The organism is Pseudomonas sp. AK-TSAG1-1 (assembly GCF_056821665.1).
This window is the reverse complement of the sequence record NZ_CM165965.1, coordinates 5,379,220-5,396,490: the sequence shown is the minus strand read 5'-3', so window position 1 is coordinate 5,396,490 and position 17,271 is coordinate 5,379,220. Positions and strand designations below refer to the sequence as shown.

Here is a 17,271-nt window from a genome sequence, read left to right as displayed (position 1 = left end):
GCTGTTAAAAAAGAACGAATCAGAATTCGCCGCACTCCATATCCGTGGGGGCAGTAGGTACAGGGGCCACGAGCCCCAACGCCGGTATTACCTGACAGAGGAAGCCATATGTTCGGTTTAGAGGCACTCGATCTCGCCCGAATTCAGTTCGCGTTCACCATCTCGTTCCACATCCTGTTCCCGGCCATCACCATTGGTCTGGCGAGTTACCTGGCGGTGCTCGAAGGCTTGTGGCTGAAAACCCATAACGACACCTACCGAGACCTCTACCACTTCTGGTCGAAGATCTTCGCCGTCAATTTCGGCATGGGTGTGGTGTCAGGGTTGGTCATGGCCTACCAGTTCGGCACCAACTGGAGCCGCTTCTCGGACTTCGCCGGTTCCGTCACCGGGCCGTTGCTGACCTACGAGGTGCTCACGGCCTTCTTCCTTGAGGCCGGTTTCCTCGGAGTGATGCTGTTCGGCTGGAACAAGGTCGGGCGCGGCCTGCACTTCTTCGCCACGGTAATGGTGGCCATTGGCACGCTGATCTCGACGTTCTGGATTCTCGCCTCCAACAGCTGGATGCAGACGCCGCAAGGCTTCGAAATCATCAATGGCCAGGTGATCCCGACCGATTGGCTGGCAATCATCTTCAACCCGTCGTTCCCGTATCGACTGATGCACATGGCGACCGCTGCGTTCGTTGCCACGGCCTTCTTCGTCGGCTCGTCGGCGGCCTGGCACCTGCTGCGCGGCAAGGACAACCCGGCGATCCGCACCATGCTGTCGATGGCGATGTGGATGGCGCTGATCGTCGCGCCGATCCAGGCGGTGATCGGTGACTTCCATGGCCTCAACACCCTCAAGCATCAGCCGGCGAAAATCGCTGCGATCGAAGGCCACTGGGAAAACGTCGGCAACGAAGCGACGCCGTTGATCCTGTTCGGCTGGCCGGACATGAAAGAGGAGAAAACCAAGTTCGCCGTGGAGATCCCGTATCTCGGCAGCCTGATCCTGACTCACTCGCTGGACAAGCAGGTGCCGGCGCTCAAGGAGTTCCCGCCTGAAGACCGGCCGAATTCGACCATTGTGTTCTGGTCGTTCCGGATCATGGTCGGCCTCGGTTTCCTGATGATCTTCACCGGTCTGTGGAGCCTGTGGCTGCGCAAGCGCGATTCGCTCTACACCTCACGGCCGTTCCTGTACCTGGCGCTGTGGATGGGGCCGTCCGGCCTGATCGCGATCCTCGCCGGCTGGTTCACCACCGAGATCGGTCGTCAGCCGTGGGTGGTCTACGGGCTGATGCGCACGGCGGATGCGTCCTCCAACCACAGCTTCATGCAGATGAGCATCACCCTGATCATGTTCGTCGTGGTGTATTTCGCGCTATTCGGTGCAGGTCTGGGCTACATGATGCGTCTGGTGCGCAAAGGGCCGAAAACCGATGAGGGCAAGGAAACCAACGACGGTGGTCCCGGCCAGAAACGCACTCCGGCCCGGCCGATGTCCGCTGCCGACGACGACGGTGCCGACGCAGACCATCGCCCCAGCCTGACCAAGGAGATTTGAATCATGGGTATTGATCTTCCGCTGATCTGGGCCGTGATCATCATCTTCGGCATCATGATGTACGTGGTCATGGACGGCTTCGACCTGGGGATCGGGATTCTCTTCCCGTTCATCCCGGGCAAGACCGACCGAGACGTGATGATGAACACCGTCGCCCCCGTGTGGGACGGCAATGAAACCTGGCTGGTACTGGGCGGCGCGGCGTTGTTCGGCGCGTTCCCGCTGGCCTATTCGGTGGTGCTCTCGGCGCTGTACCTGCCGCTGATCTTCATGCTGATCGGCCTGATTTTCCGTGGTGTGGCGTTCGAGTTTCGCTTCAAGGCCAAGGACGACAAGCGTCACCTGTGGGACAAGGCGTTCATCGGTGGTTCGGTGGCGGCGACGTTCTTCCAGGGCGTGGCACTGGGGGCGTTCATTGACGGCTTGCCGGTGGTCAATCGGCAATACGCCGGCGGCTCACTGGACTGGCTGACGCCGTTCACGATGTTCTGCGGGGCTGCGTTGGTAGTGGCTTACGCCTTGCTCGGCTGCACCTGGCTGATCATGAAGACCGAAGGCAAGCTGCAAGAGCAGATGCACAATCTGGCGCGACCGCTGGCGTTCGTGCTGTTGGCAGTGATCGGCATCGTCAGTCTGTGGACGCCGCTGGCGCACCCGGAAATCGCCACGCGCTGGTTCAGCACACCGAATCTGTTCTGGTTCATGCCGGTGCCGATTCTGGTGCTGGTCACGATGTATGGCTTGATCCGCGCGGTGGCGCGCAATGCCAACTACATGCCGTTCCTGTTGACCCTGGTGCTGATTTTCCTCGGCTACAGCGGTCTGGGCATCAGCCTGTGGCCAAACATCGTGCCGCCGTCGATCTCGATCTGGGACGCCGCCGCACCACCGCAGAGCCAGGGCTTCATGCTGGTGGGTACGCTGTTCATCATCCCGTTTATCCTGGGTTACACCTTCTGGAGCTATTACGTGTTCCGCGGCAAGGTCACTCATGAAGACGGTTACCACTGATCTGCGCTCTGCTCACCCAGTGTGAGCGAGCCTGCCCGCGATGGTGTCGCCAGTGACGCCATCGCCTGACGGAGGAACGATGCAATGAGCGGCAAACATTCCCTGCACGAGATTGAAGAGGCCGAAAAAAAGCCGCTGTGGCAGCGGCTCGGCTGGTTGGCCCTGATCTGGATCGGTAGCGTCGGTGCGCTGTTCATTGCAGCGAGCCTGATGCGCATGTTCATGAACGCGGCCGGACTGACCACGCACTGATACATCCCGTCCCGTTGCCCTTGGGCACGGATTTATGACCCTCTGTACCGCGGAGGGTTTTTTTTTGCCTGGCGTTTACTTGCGCGCCTTGAGAATCACGAATTTAGGGGTTGCCGCCACTTGCTCGACGCCACGGAACAGCCGAGCCAGTTTGCTGTGATAACCCAGGTGACGGTTGCCGACAATGTAGAGCGCACCGCCCACCACCAGCGCCTCACGCGCCTGCTGGAACATGCGCCAGGCGAGGAAGTCGCCGACCACCTGCTGTTGATGGAACGGCGGGTTGCACAGCACCACGTCCAGCGATTGCGGCTCTTGCCCGGCCAGACCATCACCGGCACGCACGATCACCTCGCGTTCGCCGAGCGCAGCGTGCCAGTTTTCAGCGGCCGATTGCACGGCCATGAACGATTCGTCGACCAGCGTGTATTGCGCATCAGGGTTCTGCAGGGCACTGGCGATGGCCAACACGCCGTTGCCACAACCGAGGTCGGCGACGCGAGCGCTGCCAAGGTTCTTCGGCAGATGCGGGATAAAGGCTCGGGTGCCGATATCCAGCCCTTCGCGGCAGAATACGTTGGCGTGGTTGAGCAACTCGATGGCTGGCTCGTCGAGCCGGTAGCGTGAAGGATAGGGCGAGGTCGCCGCGGCTTTGGCCTCGGGCGTGGCGATCAGCAGGCGAGCCTTCTTGACTGCCAGCGAAGCCTGTACCGGGCCAATGTAACGCTCCAGCAGGTCGCCGGCTGCACGTGGCAGATGCTTGACCATGGCTGCCGCCACCACTTCGGCACCGGGCGCCAGTTGCCCTTGCAGGCGAATCAGTTGTTCTTCCAGCAACGCGAGGGTCTTGGGCACTCGAATAAGCACTCGGTCAAACGGACCGACCAACGGTTCACTGGCTGCAATGCCGCGCACCGCATCGAATGCCAGGCCATTGCGCACCAGATTCTTTTCCAGTGCCTGGAACGCCAGAAACGAATCGCCACTGCTGCTGACCTGAACCTTGCCTGCCAGACTTGCTGCCAACGCCCCAAAGCTGTCGTTGAGTACCAACACCCGGGTGTCTGCCGCCGGTTGCTGCGTGGCCAGGTGATTGAGCAGGTATTCGTCAGCCGCATCGAATGCTTGCAGCGGTTCATTCTGCTGTTCGGGCTGGCGGATCAGGTCGAGTTGGGCGAAGGGCGTGTCGAGCAAAGGCATGATGCGGGAACTCTGGTTAATCAACGGGTGGCCCGCAGCCCGGAGTGTTGCGCAGCGGAACCGTCCGAGTGGAATACGACGTTTGACGTCATCACTCAGGAAGGTCGCAAATGGTACGTTTTTTTACGTCGAAATACTTGCAGCTTTTACGGGGTGGGCGCGTCGAGAAGACCGCAGCGGCTGGCGGCAATGACGGCGGAAATCTTGTTGCAGACGTTTAATTTGAGGATCACGTTTTGCACGTGGTAATTCACGGTCCGCTCGCTCAGACAGAGGATCCTGGCAATTTCATAGGCCGTTTTGCCGAGTGCCGAGAGCTTCAGCACTTCCAGTTCGCGCGGTGAGAGGTGCGGGTGTTCGGGTTTTTTGGGCGGTTTGGGCAGGGTTTTGGCGAATAGATCACTCAGATGGCTGGTGGCGTAGAACATGTAGCCAAAATGCTCGTACAACTCGAGCGGGGTCAGTGCGCCATTTTTTCTGGCGAGACTGAGTATGCTGCACAATCCGGTGGCTTCATGGTGGAAAGACTGGGACCAGCCATGTCTCAATCCATGCACCTGTTGAGCGTCCCACAGCAGTGGGGTTGGCGAAAACAGTTCTTCGGTCCAGACAATGGGCAGCATGGAGCGATTGCAATGGGTGACTACCGGATCAACTTTTCTGTAGCTTTCATTTTCGTAGAGTTGGTTCCACTCTTTGGGGTAGTTGTTGATTTGCAAGATTTTAAAGTCGGCGTTCCGATTGTTTGATGTCAATGAGATAGCACAAAAATTGAAGCCAATGTTTTGGGCAAATCGCAACAATATCGGATAAGCAGTCTCTATTTCTCTTGCGAAAGTCAGTTGCTTTAATTGCGACTCCTTCCACATTTCCATCACAAACGCTCCATGAGTCGTTACGGGGTGCAGGTTTGGATCCAAAGGATCCTGCACGGAGCCGAGTGTAGGACATGTCTTACAATGGGCGTTGAATTTTTTTGCTATTTTGAGTGAGATTTAGTTGTAAGAAAGTAATTAGCCCGGAATAGAGCATTGTATTCGAGGTGACATGTAAATCTGGTTGAAAATATGAATGTTTTTTCATTAGTTGTATCTGGTGTTGTTTCTCATTTGTTTCGATAAATGAAAAGACATTAAAAAAGTAGTGGTTTTTTAGGGTGTCGGTTTGCGCGAAACTGGCAGGGTCCTTTCAGTGGAGTGGCCCATGACTGTCAGCGCAGAGAAATTTACCGCCCAGACCTTGCTCGACGTGCAGCCCTTGACCTCCAGCCTGTTTACCCTGCGTACCACCCGTGACGCCGGTTTTCGATTCCGCGCGGGTCAGTTCGCCCGCCTGGGTGTCACCAAAACCGATGGAAGCACGGTGTGGCGTGCCTATTCGATGGTCTCGTCACCGTTTGACGAATTTCTGGAATTCTTCTCTATCGTGGTGCCCGGGGGCGAATTCACCAGTGAACTAAGCCGTTTGCAGACGGGCGATACTTTGCTGGTGGATCGCCAGGCCTTTGGCTACCTGACGCTGGATCGTTTTGTCGATGGCCGGGATCTGTGGCTGTTATCCACAGGGACCGGAGTCGCACCGTTTCTGTCGATCCTGCAGGACTTCGAAGTGTGGGAAAAGTTTGAGCGAATCATCCTGGTGTACAGCGTGCGTGAAGCGCGGGAGCTGGCCTATCAATCGCTGATCGCCGAACTGGCCCAGCGTGATTACCTGGCAGAGCACGCCCATAAACTGCAATTCATCCCCACGGTTACCCGCGAACATGCTCCTGGCGCGTTGCACGGGCGTATCACCGACCTGATCGAAAGCGGCGAACTGGAACGCGTCGCGGGCGTGGAACTGACCGCAGAGCATTCGCGCGTCATGCTCTGCGGCAATCCACAGATGATCGATGACACCCGGGCATTGTTGAAAAAACGCCACATGAGCCTGAGCCTCACGCGGCGGCCGGGGCAGGTGGCGGTGGAAAACTACTGGTAGAAAAACGGCGCCATCAGGCGCCGTTTTCATTTATGCAGCCGTCAAGGCCGGTTGTTCTGGGCTTTGAGCAGATCGCGGATCTCGCCGAGCAACTCTTCTTCCTTGGTCGGAACCGGTGGCAGGGAAGGGGCCACGGCTTCTTCGCGTTTCAGGCGGTTGATGGCTTTGACACCCATGAAAATCGCGAAAGCGACGATCACGAAGTCCAGAATGCTCTGGATGAATTTGCCGTAAGCCATGACCACTGCGGGGGCGCTGCCCTCGGCGGCTTTTAGCGTGATGGCCAGATCACTGAAGTCCACCCCACCGATCAGCAGGCCGATTGGCGGCATGATCACGTCACCGACAAACGACGAAACGATTTTGCCGAAGGCGGCACCGATGATGATACCGACGGCCATGTCGACCACATTGCCTTTGACCGCGAAGGCCTTGAACTCACTTAGCACGCCCATAGGTTATTTCCTTGTTACAGATGAGGTTGGTGTACGCAGTGTAAATCAGCAAAACGCGTCCTGCGCGAAACACCTTCTTACAATGCCCGTTTTTATCGACACATGAATCGACGATTAGTTTGCAAAGTGCCACTAATCGCGCGCGAAATACGCCGTAACTCGCTGATCGGGAAGCCAAAATTTTCAATCGTCGAGTTACGAACTTTCTATTTATGTTCGCGGACATAGCGCTCTAGCCTCTGTTTGGCGCACCTGGATGCGCCCAAAAGAACCAGAGGAACCTGATATGAATTCCACTCTTGGACTGGGGGCTTTTCCCCATCGCCGCACCCTTGGCGTACTGACCGCCAGCCTGCTGACCTTCTCCGTGCATGCCGCGCCCCTGACCCGGGACAACGGCGCAACGGTCGGCGACAACCAGAACTCGCAAACGGCTGGCGCCAATGGCCCGGTGCTGCTGCAGGACGTGCAACTGATCCAGAAGCTGCAACGTTTCGACCGTGAGCGCATTCCCGAGCGCGTGGTACATGCACGCGGCACTGGTGCCCACGGTACTTTCACGGTGACCAACGACCTCAGTGACCTGAGCAAGGCCAAGGTGTTTGCCGCAGGCCAGGTGACGCCGGTGTTCGTGCGTTTCTCCGCAGTGGTGCACGGCAACCACTCCCCGGAAACCCTGCGTGATCCGCGGGGTTTCGCCACCAAGTTCTACACCGCCGATGGCAACTGGGATCTGGTTGGCAACAACTTCCCGACGTTTTTCATTCGCGATGCGATCAAGTTCCCGGACATGGTGCATGCGTTCAAGCCCGATCCACGGACCAACCTTGATGATGACTCGCGCCGTTTCGACTTTTTCTCACATGTACCGGAGGCCACTCGAACGCTGACCGAGCTCTACTCGAACTCGGGCACGCCGGCCAGTTATCGGGAGATGGATGGCAATGGTGTACACGCCTACAAGTTGGTCAATGCCAAAGGTGAAGTTCACTACGTGAAGTTTCACTGGAAGAGTTTGCAGGGCATTAAAAACCTTTCGCCAAAACAAGTCGCAACGGTTCAGGGTCAAGACTACAGTCATATGACCAATGACCTGGTAACCAACATTAATAAAGGCAATTTCCCTAAGTGGGACTTGTACATCCAGGTGCTGAATCCGCAAGATCTGTCCAAGTTTGATTTCGATCCATTGGACGCGACCAAGATCTGGCCCAATGTTCCGGAACGGAAAGTTGGACAAATGGTGTTGAACCGTAACCCGGCGAATGTGTTCCAGGAAACTGAACAAGTGGCCATGGCTCCGGCCAATGTTGTACCGGGTATCGAACCTTCCGAAGATCGTCTGTTGCAAGGCCGAGTGTTCTCTTATGCCGATACGCAGATGTATCGTCTGGGCGCCAATGCTCTGCAACTGCCAATCAATGCGCCGAAAGTTGCCGTCAACAATGGCAATCAGGACGGTGCGATGAACGTCGGTGGCACCCAGTCTGGTGTGAACTATCAGCCGAGCCGTCTGCAACCGCGCGAAGAGCCGCAAAGTGCGCGTTACAGCGAGCTGGCGCTATCGGGCAGCACGCAACAGGCGAAGATCCAGCGTGAGCAGAACTTCAAGCAGGCCGGTGATCTGTATCGCTCGTTGAGCAAGCAGGAGCGTCAGGACCTGATCGACAGCTTCGGCGGCTCGCTGGCGACCACCGATGACGAGAGCAAGCACATCATCCTGTCCTTTCTTTATAAGGCCGATCCGGAATACGGGACCGGCGTGACCAACGTGGCCAAGGGCGACCTGAGCCGGGTCAAGGCACTGGCAGCGAAACTGGTCGACTGATCTCGACGCCCTGCAAAGCGGGGCCTGATTCAGGCCCCGCTTTGCCCAAGGAGAGTACATATGCGTCCTTGTCTTTTACTGTTGCTCGGCTGTCTGTCCCTTACTGCACAGGCCGGGCAAAGCCCTGAGGCGATCAAGGTTCAGTTGCAGGATTACTACTTTGATGCCGCCCGGCGCGGTGACGTGCCAATGCTCGAGACCTTTATCGAATCCGGTTACGCCCTCGATACCCGTGACAGCAAGGGCTACACCGCGCTGATTCTGGCGGCGTATCACGGCCAGGGCGCCGCCGTGGACCACTTGCTGGCGGCGGGTGCTGATGCCTGCGCGCAGGATCAACGTGGCAACACGGCGTTGATGGGGGCGATTTTCAAGGGTGAGATCCAGATCGCTCGGCGGCTGATGGCTACCGATTGCAGCCCCGATCAGCGCAACGGCGCGGGACAAACTGCCGCGATGTATGCCGGCTTGTTCAAGCGGCTCGAACTGCTTGATGCGCTCAAGGCCAAGGGTGCCGACCTCAATGCCGAAGATCCGCTGGGCAACAGCGCCGTGCGTCTGGCCAACGGCGAAATCCATACCGCCGCGCCGCGCTGAGCGGCGGCTGCGTTATCATCGCGGTTTTTGCCGGGGGATCCAGATGGCCAAGGCCAAGCGCATGTACGGCTGCACCGAGTGCGGCGCAACCTTTCCCAAGTGGGCGGGCCAGTGCGGCGAGTGCGGCGCCTGGAACACCCTGACCGAAACCATGATCGAGAGCGGCGGTGCCACGGCGCCCACCGGTCGTACCGGCTGGGCCGGGCAGCAGGCGCAGATCAAGACGCTGGCCGAAGTCAGCATCGAGGAAATTCCGCGCTTCTCGACCGCGTCCGGTGAGCTGGACCGGGTGCTCGGTGGTGGTCTGGTCGATGGTTCGGTGGTGCTGATCGGGGGGGACCCGGGCATCGGCAAATCGACGATTCTATTGCAGACCCTGTGCAATCTCGCCAAGAGCATGCCGGCGCTGTACGTCACCGGTGAAGAATCGCAGCAGCAAGTGGCCATGCGCGCCCGACGCCTGGGGCTGCCGCAGGACCAACTGCGGGTGATGACCGAAACCTGTATCGAAACGATCATCGCCACTGCCCGTCAGGAAAAACCCAAGGTGATGGTGATCGACTCGATCCAGACCATCTTCACCGAACAATTGCAGTCAGCCCCCGGTGGCGTCTCGCAAGTGCGCGAAAGTGCGGCGCTGCTGGTGCGCTATGCCAAACAGAGCGGTACGGCGATTTTCCTCGTGGGTCACGTCACCAAGGAAGGTGCGCTCGCCGGCCCACGGGTGCTGGAGCACATGGTCGATACCGTGCTGTATTTCGAAGGCGAATCGGACGGGCGTCTGCGTTTGCTGCGTGCGGTGAAGAATCGTTTCGGCGCGGTCAACGAACTCGGTGTGTTCGGCATGACCGACAAGGGTTTGAAAGAAGTCTCCAACCCGTCGGCGATTTTTCTCACCCGTGCGCAGGAAGAAGTTCCGGGCAGCGTGGTCATGGCGACATGGGAAGGCACCCGGCCGATGCTGGTGGAAGTGCAGGCGCTGGTCGATGACAGCCATCTGGCGAACCCGCGTCGGGTGACCCTGGGCCTGGATCAGAACCGCCTGGCGATGCTGCTCGCGGTCCTGCACCGCCACGGCGGCATTCCGACCCACGACCAGGACGTGTTCCTCAACGTGGTGGGCGGGGTGAAGGTGCTGGAAACGGCGTCTGATCTGGCGCTGATGGCGGCGGTGATGTCGAGCCTGCGCAACCGGCCGTTGCCGCATGATCTGCTGGTGTTTGGTGAAGTGGGCTTGTCCGGCGAAGTACGTCCGGTGCCGAGTGGCCAGGAGCGCTTGAAGGAAGCGGCCAAGCATGGCTTCAAACGGGCAATCGTGCCCAAGGGCAACGCACCGAAAGAGGCGCCGCCGGGGTTGCAGATCATCGCGGTGACCCGCCTCGAACAGGCCCTCGACGCACTCTTCGAGTAACACAGTGCCGTTGTAAGAGTGAGCCTGCATTTGATCTGGCGGGTTCTAGATTTCGATCAGGGCGCCCAATTCGCGCTCCAGCTCGGCCTCATCTGCCAGATTCAGCTCGATCAAGCGCCGCAGGCACTGGATCGATTCCAGGCTGATATGCCGGCAGACAAATCCCAGTTGCCCGTGATCTTCATGGGCCAGGTGCACATCCATCTGAATATCCACGTCATCGCTCAGATGAATGTCGACATGAAAATCATGCTCCTTATCCCCAAGCCAAGGCTCCGGTCGTTCGATCAACAGCCCCTTGAGTGACAGATCGATCAGCTTCACCGGCCAGATGTATTGCCCCTGACTCAGTTCGGTTCTGGCATCGAACGCAATACGTTTGAAGCGACGACGGTTGGCTGGGTGCTCGCTCATGGCGCAATCCTCCAAAGGTTCGCTGACTATAGACCCGCATTCTTCAACCGTGCCAGTGCATACGGGCGTCTAGACCAATGTCGGGGTATGGTCTTTGCCGCCAGTAGCGCTAAACTCGGGGTGGCTGTCTTTCTTGTCCACCCTGGCTGGAATAATAAAATGAAAAATAATAATAGCCTGCTGCGCCACTTACCCTGGCTAGTGCTGGCAATCGTAGGAGCGTGCGCCCTGGGCGTAGTGGCATTGCGCCGAGGAGAGGCGATCAACGCCTTGTGGATCGTGGTCGCGGCAGTGGCCATTTATCTGGTTGCGTACCGTTACTACAGCCTGTTCATCGCAAACAATGTGATGCAACTCGATCCGCGTCGGGCCACCCCCGCCGTGCTCAACAACGACGGTCTGGACTACGTTCCAACCAACAAACACATTCTTTTCGGTCACCACTTTGCGGCGATCGCCGGCGCAGGACCTCTGGTCGGGCCGGTGCTGGCGGCGCAGATGGGCTATCTGCCCGGCACGCTGTGGCTGATTGCCGGGGTGGTGCTGGCGGGTGCAGTGCAGGACTTCATGGTCCTGTTCATGTCTACCCGTCGCAACGGCCGTTCCCTGGGCGACATGGTGCGTGAAGAAATGGGCCGCGTGCCTGGCACCATTGCGCTGTTCGGCTGTTTCCTGATCATGATCATCATCCTCGCTGTGCTGGCGTTGATCGTGGTCAAGGCGCTGGCGGAGAGCCCGTGGGGCATCTTTACCGTGATGGCGACCATCCCGATCGCGATGTTCATGGGCATCTACATGCGCTACATCCGCCCGGGCCGCATCGGTGAAATCTCGGTAATCGGCGTGTTGCTGCTGCTCGGTTCGATCTGGCTGGGCGGGCAGATTGCGGCTGATCCGGTATGGGCCAAGGCGTTCAGCTTCACCGGTATTCAAATCACCTGGATGCTGATCGGCTACGGTTTTGTCGCGGCAGTATTGCCGGTGTGGCTGATCCTCGCGCCACGTGACTACCTCTCCACATTCCTCAAGATCGGCACCATCATCGCTCTGGCGATTGGCATTCTGGTGACCATGCCCGAGCTGAAAATGCCGGCGCTGACCCAGTTCGTCGACGGCACCGGCCCGGTATGGAAAGGCGGTCTGTTCCCGTTCCTGTTCATCACCATTGCTTGCGGTGCGGTGTCCGGCTTCCACGCGTTGATCGCTTCCGGCACCACGCCGAAGCTGCTGGATAACGAAACCAATGCCCGTTACATCGGTTACGGCGGCATGCTGATGGAATCGTTCGTGGCGATCATGGCGATGGTTGCCGCTTCGGTAATCGAGCCAGGCGTGTACTTCGCCATGAACAGCCCGGCCGCCGTGGTCGGTGGTGACGTGGCATCGGTCGCGCAGATGGTCAGCAGCTGGGGTTTTGCGATCACGCCTGAGGCGCTGCAAGCAGTGGCTCACGACATCGGCGAAACCACTATCCTGGCCCGTGCCGGCGGTGCGCCGACGCTGGCGGTCGGGATTGCGCAGATCCTGCACAGTGTCCTGCCGGGTGAAAACACCATGGCGTTCTGGTACCACTTTGCGATCCTGTTCGAAGCGCTGTTCATCCTCACAGCTGTGGACGCCGGCACCCGTGCCGGACGTTTCATGCTGCAGGACCTGCTCGGCTCCTTCGTTCCAGCGCTGAAACGCACCGAATCGTGGACCGCCAACCTGATCGCCACCGCCGGTTGTGTGGCGATGTGGGGCTGGTTGCTGTACCAGGGCGTGATCGATCCACTGGGCGGCATCAACACCCTGTGGCCGCTGTTCGGTATCTCCAACCAGATGCTGGCCGGTATCTCGCTGATGCTCGGCACCGTTGTGCTGATCAAAATGAAGCGTCAACGCTATATCTGGGTGACCCTGCTGCCAGCGGCCTGGCTGCTGATCTGCACCACCACCGCAGGCTTCATCAAGCTGTTCGACGCCAACCCGGCGATCGGCTTCCTGTCGCTGGCCAAGAAATACAGCGATGCCCTGGCCAATGGTCAGATCCTCGCGCCGGCCAAGAGCATCGACCAGATGCAGCACGTGATCTTCAACGCCTACACCAACGCAACGCTTACCGCGCTGTTCCTGTTCGTGGTCTTCAGCATCCTGTTCTATGCGCTCAAGGTCGGCATCGCCGCCTGGGGCAAAAAAGAGCGTACGGATAAAGAATCGCCATTCCAGGCTCTGCCGGACGCGTAACCAGAGGATTGCACCATGTTCAATGACCTGAGTCGCCTCGGTAAATACCTCGGTCAGGCCGCGCGTCTGATGGTCGGCATGCCCGACTACGACACCTATGTCGAGCATATGCAAACCAAACACCCGGACAAACCGGTGATGAGCTACGAGATGTTCTTTCGCGAACGTCAGGAAGCGCGTTACGGCGGCAAGGGTGGGCCAAAGTGCTGTTGAGCTGACAGCGCACGGTTGAGGTAATCCCCTGTGGGAGCGGGCTTGCTCGCGAACGCGGTATGTCATCGAGCAATGATGTCGACTGACACGACCCCTTCGCGAGCAAGCCCGCTCCCACATTTGTTTTGTGTTTCTTTCAGGAGATCGTGTTTTGTCCTCTCCCATACCCGTAACGGTACTCAGCGGTTTCCTCGGTGCCGGCAAGACCACCTTGCTGCGCCATTTGCTCAAGGCCGAGCACGGCCTGAAAATCGCCGTGATCGAAAACGAATTCAGCGACGCGGGCATCGACACCCAGTTGCTGGGTGACGAACCGGTGCAAGTCATGACCCTGGCCAACGGCTGCGTCTGCTGCACCATTCACACCGATCTGACCAAGGCCCTGTACCTGCTGCTCGAACGTCTGGACAGCGGTGAAATCGCTTTCGATCGCCTGGTGATCGAGTGCACCGGGCTGGCCGATCCGGCCCCGGTGGCGCAGACCTTTTTCATCGATGAAGAACTGCGCGAGCGCTATCTGCTCGACGGCATCATCACTCTGGTCGACGCCGCCCATGCCGATCTGCACCTGACCCAGACCATCGCCCAGGCGCAGATCGGTTTCGCCGACCGCTTGCTGGTGAGCAAGACCGATCTGGTGGACGAGGCGACACTCACCGCGCTGAGCGAACGTCTGACGCGAATCAACCGACGCGCGCCGATTCGCGTGGTCGAGCATGGCAACATCGATCTGGCGGAATTGCTCGATGTGCGTGGCTTCAACCTCAACGCCGATCTTGGTGGCGGGGTCAGCCTGCGACCGGTGAGCAAGGCGCCCTCGATCGACCGTATTTCCAGCCTGGTGCTGCGCACTGAACAGCCGCTGGATATCGATCAACTCAGCGAGTTCATGAATGAGCTGCTCGAAGAGCATGGCAAGCAATTGCTGCGTTACAAGGGTGTGCTGAGCATTGCCGGTGAGGATCGGCGGCTGGTGTTTCAGGGTGTGTTGAAACTTTACGGTTTCGACTGGGATACCGAATGGGCCGAGGGTGAAGCGCGGGAAAGTGTGATTGTGTTTATTGCCGATGATCTGCCGGAAGAGAAGATTCGGGCGGGGTTTGCCCGAGTGGCTGCACAGCAAAACTGAATTTGTGGCGGCTGGAAGGGCCTCTTCGCGAGCAAGCCCGCTCCCACAGTGGACCGCATTCTGTCAGGAGGAATGCAGTCTACTGTGGGAGCGGGCTTGCTCGCGAAGGCGACCTAACCAACAACACAATATCCAGGCTCTGAACCCAGCAGTGCCTGCTCAAGATGATCCAGATGCCGATTCATCAGCATCCCGGCCCTGGAAGCATCGCCTCGTTCCACCGCCTCTACCAGCGCCAAATGCTCGTGCCATGCGCAACAGCTGTGCGTCTGACACTCGCTTCGCGCAATTGCCAATGAGGTCAGCGGTACCAGGCTGCCAAGAAAATGCGCCAACGGAGCATTTCCGGCCATCTTCGCCAACTGCAGATGAAACTCCCCGGACAGGCGAATAGCCGCAGCGCGTCGATCTTTATCCACGGCCTGGCGCTCGCGTTCGATCAATGTGCGCAGGCGTTTCAAGTCATCAGGTTGCGCGTGCTGACACGCCAGTCGCACTAACGTGTTCTCGGTCAAGCGTCGTGCGTGCAGGGTCTGCCGCGTCTGCTCTGTATCGGGCGCAGCCACCCGCGGCCGGTGATTGGAACGCAGCACAATCACTTGCTCATGGGACAACTGCGTCAACACCCGACGCACGTCCGCGCGGCTGACGCCGAACATTTGCTTGAGGCTGTCTTCGGTGAAGCGGCTGGCAGCATCGAGACGTTGTTCGAGAATCGCATCGAACAGCCGGGGATACAGATCATCCACCGGCGCGTGCAGGCGGGAGAAGGGCAGGGCCGTCGACATCTGGCGATTGTGCGACGACGTGGCGAGGCTGTTCATGGCCGGTCTCCAGAGTGAGTAAATTCAGTGGCTCAAGTTGTCTTCCGGAATATTCAATTCGATACCCATCCGCTGGCCTTCGCGCAGGATGTGCCGACGCATTTCGGCACTGGCCTGCGCGCTGTTCTTGCTGCGGATTGCGCGCACCACGGCTTCGTTTTCCTCAAGGCGTTCGGCCAGGTGCTCAGGCGAGTTGCGCAGCACTTCGGCGCTTTGCTTGAGGGCATTGCTGGTTTGCTGCACCACGCTCTGGAAGATCGGGTTCGAGGTCAGAGTGAACAGCTCTTCGTGGAAGGCGATGTAGGCGCTGACCCCGGCTTCGCTGTCGCCCGCTTCAAGCGCTTCGCGCATGTCCATCAGGGTCAGGCGCAGTTGCCCGACCTCCTTGCTGCTGATTGACTGCGCAACCAGACCGACAATGAACGGCTCAAGGGTGTAGCGCAGTTGCAGCACGTCTTCGAGGCTGGCGCCGGCCACAGCGCTGTCGTGGCTCTGGCTGTCACTGAGCTGGGCGTCGAGCACCACCACGCCCTTGCCCGGCATCGAGCGGACGAGGCCGAGGGTTTCCAGCACGATCACCGCTTCGCGCAGGCTCGGGCGGCTGATGCCCAGTTGCTCGGCCAGTTCGCGCTGGCCCGGCAGCATGTCGCCGGAGCGCCACTGACCACGGGCCAGTGCGGCGCGCAGTTTCTCTACCACTGAGTTGACGACGGTTGATGTAGTAATCACGTATTGGCTCCATGCGCCGTGCCTGCGGTGGTGCAGGCACGGCGGTCATTCAGAATTCTTTGGCCGCCGCCTGGGCGAGCGGTTTTCTCGGCTGAAAGGTATAGCCCTGCTCGCCGTTGAGCACCTTGTTCGCGCGCTGCACATCGATGTCCTTTTCCCAGCGGGCAATGGCGACGGTGGCGACGCAGTTGCCGATCAGGTTGGTCAACGCCCGGCCGATGCCCATGAACCAGTCCACCGCCAGCACCAGCACCAGCCCGACCACCGGGATCGCCGGAATCGCGGTCAGCGTCGCGGCGAGAATCACCAATGCCGAACCGGGAATGCCGTGGGCGCCCTTGGAGGTGATCAGCGACACCAGCAATATCGTCAACAGATCGGTCATCGCCAATGGCGTACCGGTGGCATTGGCGATGAACACAATGGCCAGGGTCAGGTAGATCGAAAAACCGTCGAGGTTGAACGAGTAGCCGGTGGGAATCACCAGCCCGACTGTCGAGCTGCCGATGCCCAGGTGTTCGAGTTTGCGCATGATCTGCGGCAGCACGGCGTCGGAGGAGGCGGTGCCCATGACGATCAGCAGCTCTTCGCGCAGATACTTGAGCAACGGCCACAGGCGCAGGCCGGAGGCACGCATCACCAGACCGAGGATCACACTGACGAAGGCCATGCAGGTCAGGTAGAACAAGCCGACCAGACTGCCCAGGTGTTGCAGCGAGTCTAGGCCGTACTTGCTGGTGGTGAAAGCGATGGCGCCGAACACGCCGATCGGCGCCAGACGCACGATCATGCCCATGATCCGGAAGATCACGTGGCTCAGTTCGTTGATCAGGCGCGAGATCCCTGAAGCCGCTTCACCGACCAGATTCAATGCACTGCCGAACAGCACCGAGAACAGCAGCACTTGCAGGATGTTGTTGTCGGCAAAGGCGCCGATCACCGAGGTCGGGATCAGGTCCATCAGGAATTGCGTGGTGGTGTGCATGTGCTGGCCGCGCTCGGCGATGTCGCCCATGTCTGCGGCGGAAAGCTGCTCCAGATGGATATTCGCGCCGCTGCCGATCCCGGTGCTGAAGGCGAAGACCAGACCGATCACCAGCGCGATGGTGGTCAGCACTTCAAAGTAGATCACCGACTTGAGGCCGATGCGCCCGACCTTCTTCAGGTCGCCGGCACCGCTGATACCGCTGACCACCACGCAGAACACGATCAGGCCGATAAGCATCTTGATCAGTTTGATGAAGCCGTCGCCGAGCGGTTTGAGCTGGGCCGAGTATTCAGGAAGGGTCAGCCCGCAGACGATGCCGAGCACCAGTCCGAGAACCACTTGGAGGAAGATTGAACGCGAGCACCATCTGAGCATGGGAGGAATCCTGGTCGGTGTCCTGGCTGCCGTGTGCGGGGCACATCAGATTCAGGACTTAATTATTGTGGTCTTACCGGTATGTCCA

At 59.1% G+C, this 17,271-nt stretch carries 17 protein-coding genes; 10 read left to right on the top strand and 7 right to left on the bottom strand.

What is annotated here, in order from left to right; all coding sequences use genetic code 11:
• Positions 1-108: 108 nt before the first annotated feature.
• The 3 genes from AC1UK9_RS24395 (at position 109) to AC1UK9_RS24385 (ending at position 2,814) form a co-directional block, all read left to right on the top strand.
• Complete coding sequence (locus AC1UK9_RS24395) at positions 109-1,551, top strand: cytochrome ubiquinol oxidase subunit I (RefSeq protein WP_473013644.1); 1,443 nt, start codon at positions 109-111, stop codon at positions 1,549-1,551.
• Between the two features lie 3 nt (positions 1,552-1,554).
• Complete coding sequence (cydB, locus tag AC1UK9_RS24390; RefSeq protein WP_025108753.1) at positions 1,555-2,562, top strand: cytochrome d ubiquinol oxidase subunit II; 1,008 nt, start codon at positions 1,555-1,557, stop codon at positions 2,560-2,562.
• An 84-nt stretch (positions 2,563-2,646) separates the two neighbouring features.
• Positions 2,647-2,814 carry a DUF2474 domain-containing protein gene (locus AC1UK9_RS24385; RefSeq protein ID WP_473013643.1) on the top strand — a complete coding sequence of 56 codons (168 nt, stop codon included), beginning with the start codon at positions 2,647-2,649 and terminating at the stop codon, positions 2,812-2,814.
• A 75-nt stretch (positions 2,815-2,889) separates the two neighbouring features.
• On the opposite strand, the gene AC1UK9_RS24380 is transcribed toward AC1UK9_RS24385, so the two are convergent.
• Positions 2,890-4,014, bottom strand: coding sequence for a methyltransferase (locus tag AC1UK9_RS24380; RefSeq protein ID WP_482578653.1), 1,125 nt, complete (start codon positions 4,012-4,014; stop codon positions 2,890-2,892).
• A 146-nt stretch (positions 4,015-4,160) separates the two neighbouring features.
• Positions 4,161-4,889, bottom strand: coding sequence for an autoinducer binding domain-containing protein (locus AC1UK9_RS24375; RefSeq protein ID WP_482578651.1), 729 nt, complete (start codon positions 4,887-4,889; stop codon positions 4,161-4,163).
• Between the two features lie 328 nt (positions 4,890-5,217).
• Between AC1UK9_RS24375 and AC1UK9_RS24370 the strand changes: the two genes are divergently transcribed.
• Positions 5,218-5,994, top strand: coding sequence for a ferredoxin--NADP reductase (locus AC1UK9_RS24370; RefSeq protein WP_482578650.1), 777 nt, complete (start codon positions 5,218-5,220; stop codon positions 5,992-5,994).
• Positions 5,995-6,035: 41 nt separating this feature from the next.
• Here AC1UK9_RS24370 and mscL read toward each other — a convergent pair whose 3' ends face one another.
• Positions 6,036-6,449: a large-conductance mechanosensitive channel protein MscL gene (gene mscL / locus AC1UK9_RS24365; RefSeq protein ID WP_025108757.1), complete on the bottom strand. Its 414-nt coding sequence runs from the start codon at positions 6,447-6,449 to the stop codon at positions 6,036-6,038.
• A 286-nt stretch (positions 6,450-6,735) separates the two neighbouring features.
• Between mscL and katB the strand changes: the two genes are divergently transcribed.
• Genes katB through radA form a run of 3 tightly spaced genes read left to right on the top strand, consistent with a single transcriptional unit; the run spans position 6,736 to position 10,285 of the window.
• Positions 6,736-8,277 carry a catalase KatB gene (katB, locus tag AC1UK9_RS24360; protein WP_473013640.1) on the top strand — a complete coding sequence of 514 codons (1,542 nt, stop codon included), beginning with the start codon at positions 6,736-6,738 and terminating at the stop codon, positions 8,275-8,277.
• 60 nt (positions 8,278-8,337) lie between these two features.
• Positions 8,338-8,874 (top strand): ankyrin repeat domain-containing protein, encoded by a 537-nt coding sequence (locus AC1UK9_RS24355; RefSeq protein ID WP_482578649.1) that lies wholly within the window; start codon positions 8,338-8,340, stop codon positions 8,872-8,874.
• 43 nt (positions 8,875-8,917) lie between these two features.
• Positions 8,918-10,285: a DNA repair protein RadA gene (gene radA, locus AC1UK9_RS24350; RefSeq protein WP_007963764.1), complete on the top strand. Its 1,368-nt coding sequence runs from the start codon at positions 8,918-8,920 to the stop codon at positions 10,283-10,285.
• A 45-nt stretch (positions 10,286-10,330) separates the two neighbouring features.
• Here radA and AC1UK9_RS24345 read toward each other — a convergent pair whose 3' ends face one another.
• Positions 10,331-10,699: a PilZ domain-containing protein gene (locus AC1UK9_RS24345; RefSeq protein ID WP_473013638.1), complete on the bottom strand. Its 369-nt coding sequence runs from the start codon at positions 10,697-10,699 to the stop codon at positions 10,331-10,333.
• A gap of 159 nt (positions 10,700-10,858) precedes the next feature.
• Between AC1UK9_RS24345 and AC1UK9_RS24340 the strand changes: the two genes are divergently transcribed.
• The 3 genes from AC1UK9_RS24340 to yjiA all read left to right on the top strand — a co-directional run bounded on the left by AC1UK9_RS24340 (position 10,859) and on the right by yjiA (position 14,267).
• Positions 10,859-12,925: a carbon starvation CstA family protein gene (locus AC1UK9_RS24340; RefSeq protein WP_482578648.1), complete on the top strand. Its 2,067-nt coding sequence runs from the start codon at positions 10,859-10,861 to the stop codon at positions 12,923-12,925.
• Positions 12,926-12,940: 15 nt separating this feature from the next.
• Positions 12,941-13,138, top strand: coding sequence for a YbdD/YjiX family protein (locus tag AC1UK9_RS24335; protein ID WP_003228401.1), 198 nt, complete (start codon positions 12,941-12,943; stop codon positions 13,136-13,138).
• A gap of 151 nt (positions 13,139-13,289) precedes the next feature.
• The gene (yjiA, locus tag AC1UK9_RS24330; RefSeq protein WP_025108763.1) at positions 13,290-14,267 is read left to right on the top strand and encodes a GTPase; all 978 of its coding nucleotides are present in this window, start codon (positions 13,290-13,292) and stop codon (positions 14,265-14,267) included.
• 113 nt (positions 14,268-14,380) lie between these two features.
• Here yjiA and AC1UK9_RS24325 read toward each other — a convergent pair whose 3' ends face one another.
• From AC1UK9_RS24325 to AC1UK9_RS24315, 3 genes are read right to left on the bottom strand one after another with little or no spacing between them, the layout of a single operon-like run.
• Complete coding sequence (locus AC1UK9_RS24325) at positions 14,381-15,091, bottom strand: GntR family transcriptional regulator (RefSeq protein WP_482578647.1); 711 nt, start codon at positions 15,089-15,091, stop codon at positions 14,381-14,383.
• A 24-nt stretch (positions 15,092-15,115) separates the two neighbouring features.
• The gene (locus AC1UK9_RS24320) at positions 15,116-15,820 is read right to left on the bottom strand and encodes a FadR/GntR family transcriptional regulator (protein WP_025108765.1); all 705 of its coding nucleotides are present in this window, start codon (positions 15,818-15,820) and stop codon (positions 15,116-15,118) included.
• A gap of 49 nt (positions 15,821-15,869) precedes the next feature.
• A complete protein-coding gene (locus AC1UK9_RS24315) occupies positions 15,870-17,183 on the bottom strand; it encodes a C4-dicarboxylate transporter DctA (RefSeq protein WP_473013635.1) in 1,314 nt (437 codons plus the stop codon).
• Positions 17,184-17,271: the final 88 nt, after the last annotated feature.

Coding starts and splice junctions, on each gene's coding strand:
- AC1UK9_RS24395 (WP_473013644.1), top strand. CDS start 109: ATGTTCGGTTTAGAGGCACTCGATCTCGCCCGAATTCAGTTCGCGTTC.
- cydB (WP_025108753.1), top strand. CDS start 1,555: ATGGGTATTGATCTTCCGCTGATCTGGGCCGTGATCATCATCTTCGGC.
- AC1UK9_RS24385 (WP_473013643.1), top strand. CDS start 2,647: ATGAGCGGCAAACATTCCCTGCACGAGATTGAAGAGGCCGAAAAAAAG.
- AC1UK9_RS24380 (WP_482578653.1), bottom strand. CDS start 4,014: ATGCCTTTGCTCGACACGCCCTTCGCCCAACTCGACCTGATCCGCCAG.
- AC1UK9_RS24375 (WP_482578651.1), bottom strand. CDS start 4,889: ATGGAAATGTGGAAGGAGTCGCAATTAAAGCAACTGACTTTCGCAAGA.
- AC1UK9_RS24370 (WP_482578650.1), top strand. CDS start 5,218: ATGACTGTCAGCGCAGAGAAATTTACCGCCCAGACCTTGCTCGACGTG.
- mscL (WP_025108757.1), bottom strand. CDS start 6,449: ATGGGCGTGCTAAGTGAGTTCAAGGCCTTCGCGGTCAAAGGCAATGTG.
- katB (WP_473013640.1), top strand. CDS start 6,736: ATGAATTCCACTCTTGGACTGGGGGCTTTTCCCCATCGCCGCACCCTT.
- AC1UK9_RS24355 (WP_482578649.1), top strand. CDS start 8,338: ATGCGTCCTTGTCTTTTACTGTTGCTCGGCTGTCTGTCCCTTACTGCA.
- radA (WP_007963764.1), top strand. CDS start 8,918: ATGGCCAAGGCCAAGCGCATGTACGGCTGCACCGAGTGCGGCGCAACC.
- AC1UK9_RS24345 (WP_473013638.1), bottom strand. CDS start 10,699: ATGAGCGAGCACCCAGCCAACCGTCGTCGCTTCAAACGTATTGCGTTC.
- AC1UK9_RS24340 (WP_482578648.1), top strand. CDS start 10,859: ATGAAAAATAATAATAGCCTGCTGCGCCACTTACCCTGGCTAGTGCTG.
- AC1UK9_RS24335 (WP_003228401.1), top strand. CDS start 12,941: ATGTTCAATGACCTGAGTCGCCTCGGTAAATACCTCGGTCAGGCCGCG.
- AC1UK9_RS24325 (WP_482578647.1), bottom strand. CDS start 15,091: ATGAACAGCCTCGCCACGTCGTCGCACAATCGCCAGATGTCGACGGCC.
- AC1UK9_RS24315 (WP_473013635.1), bottom strand. CDS start 17,183: ATGCTCAGATGGTGCTCGCGTTCAATCTTCCTCCAAGTGGTTCTCGGA.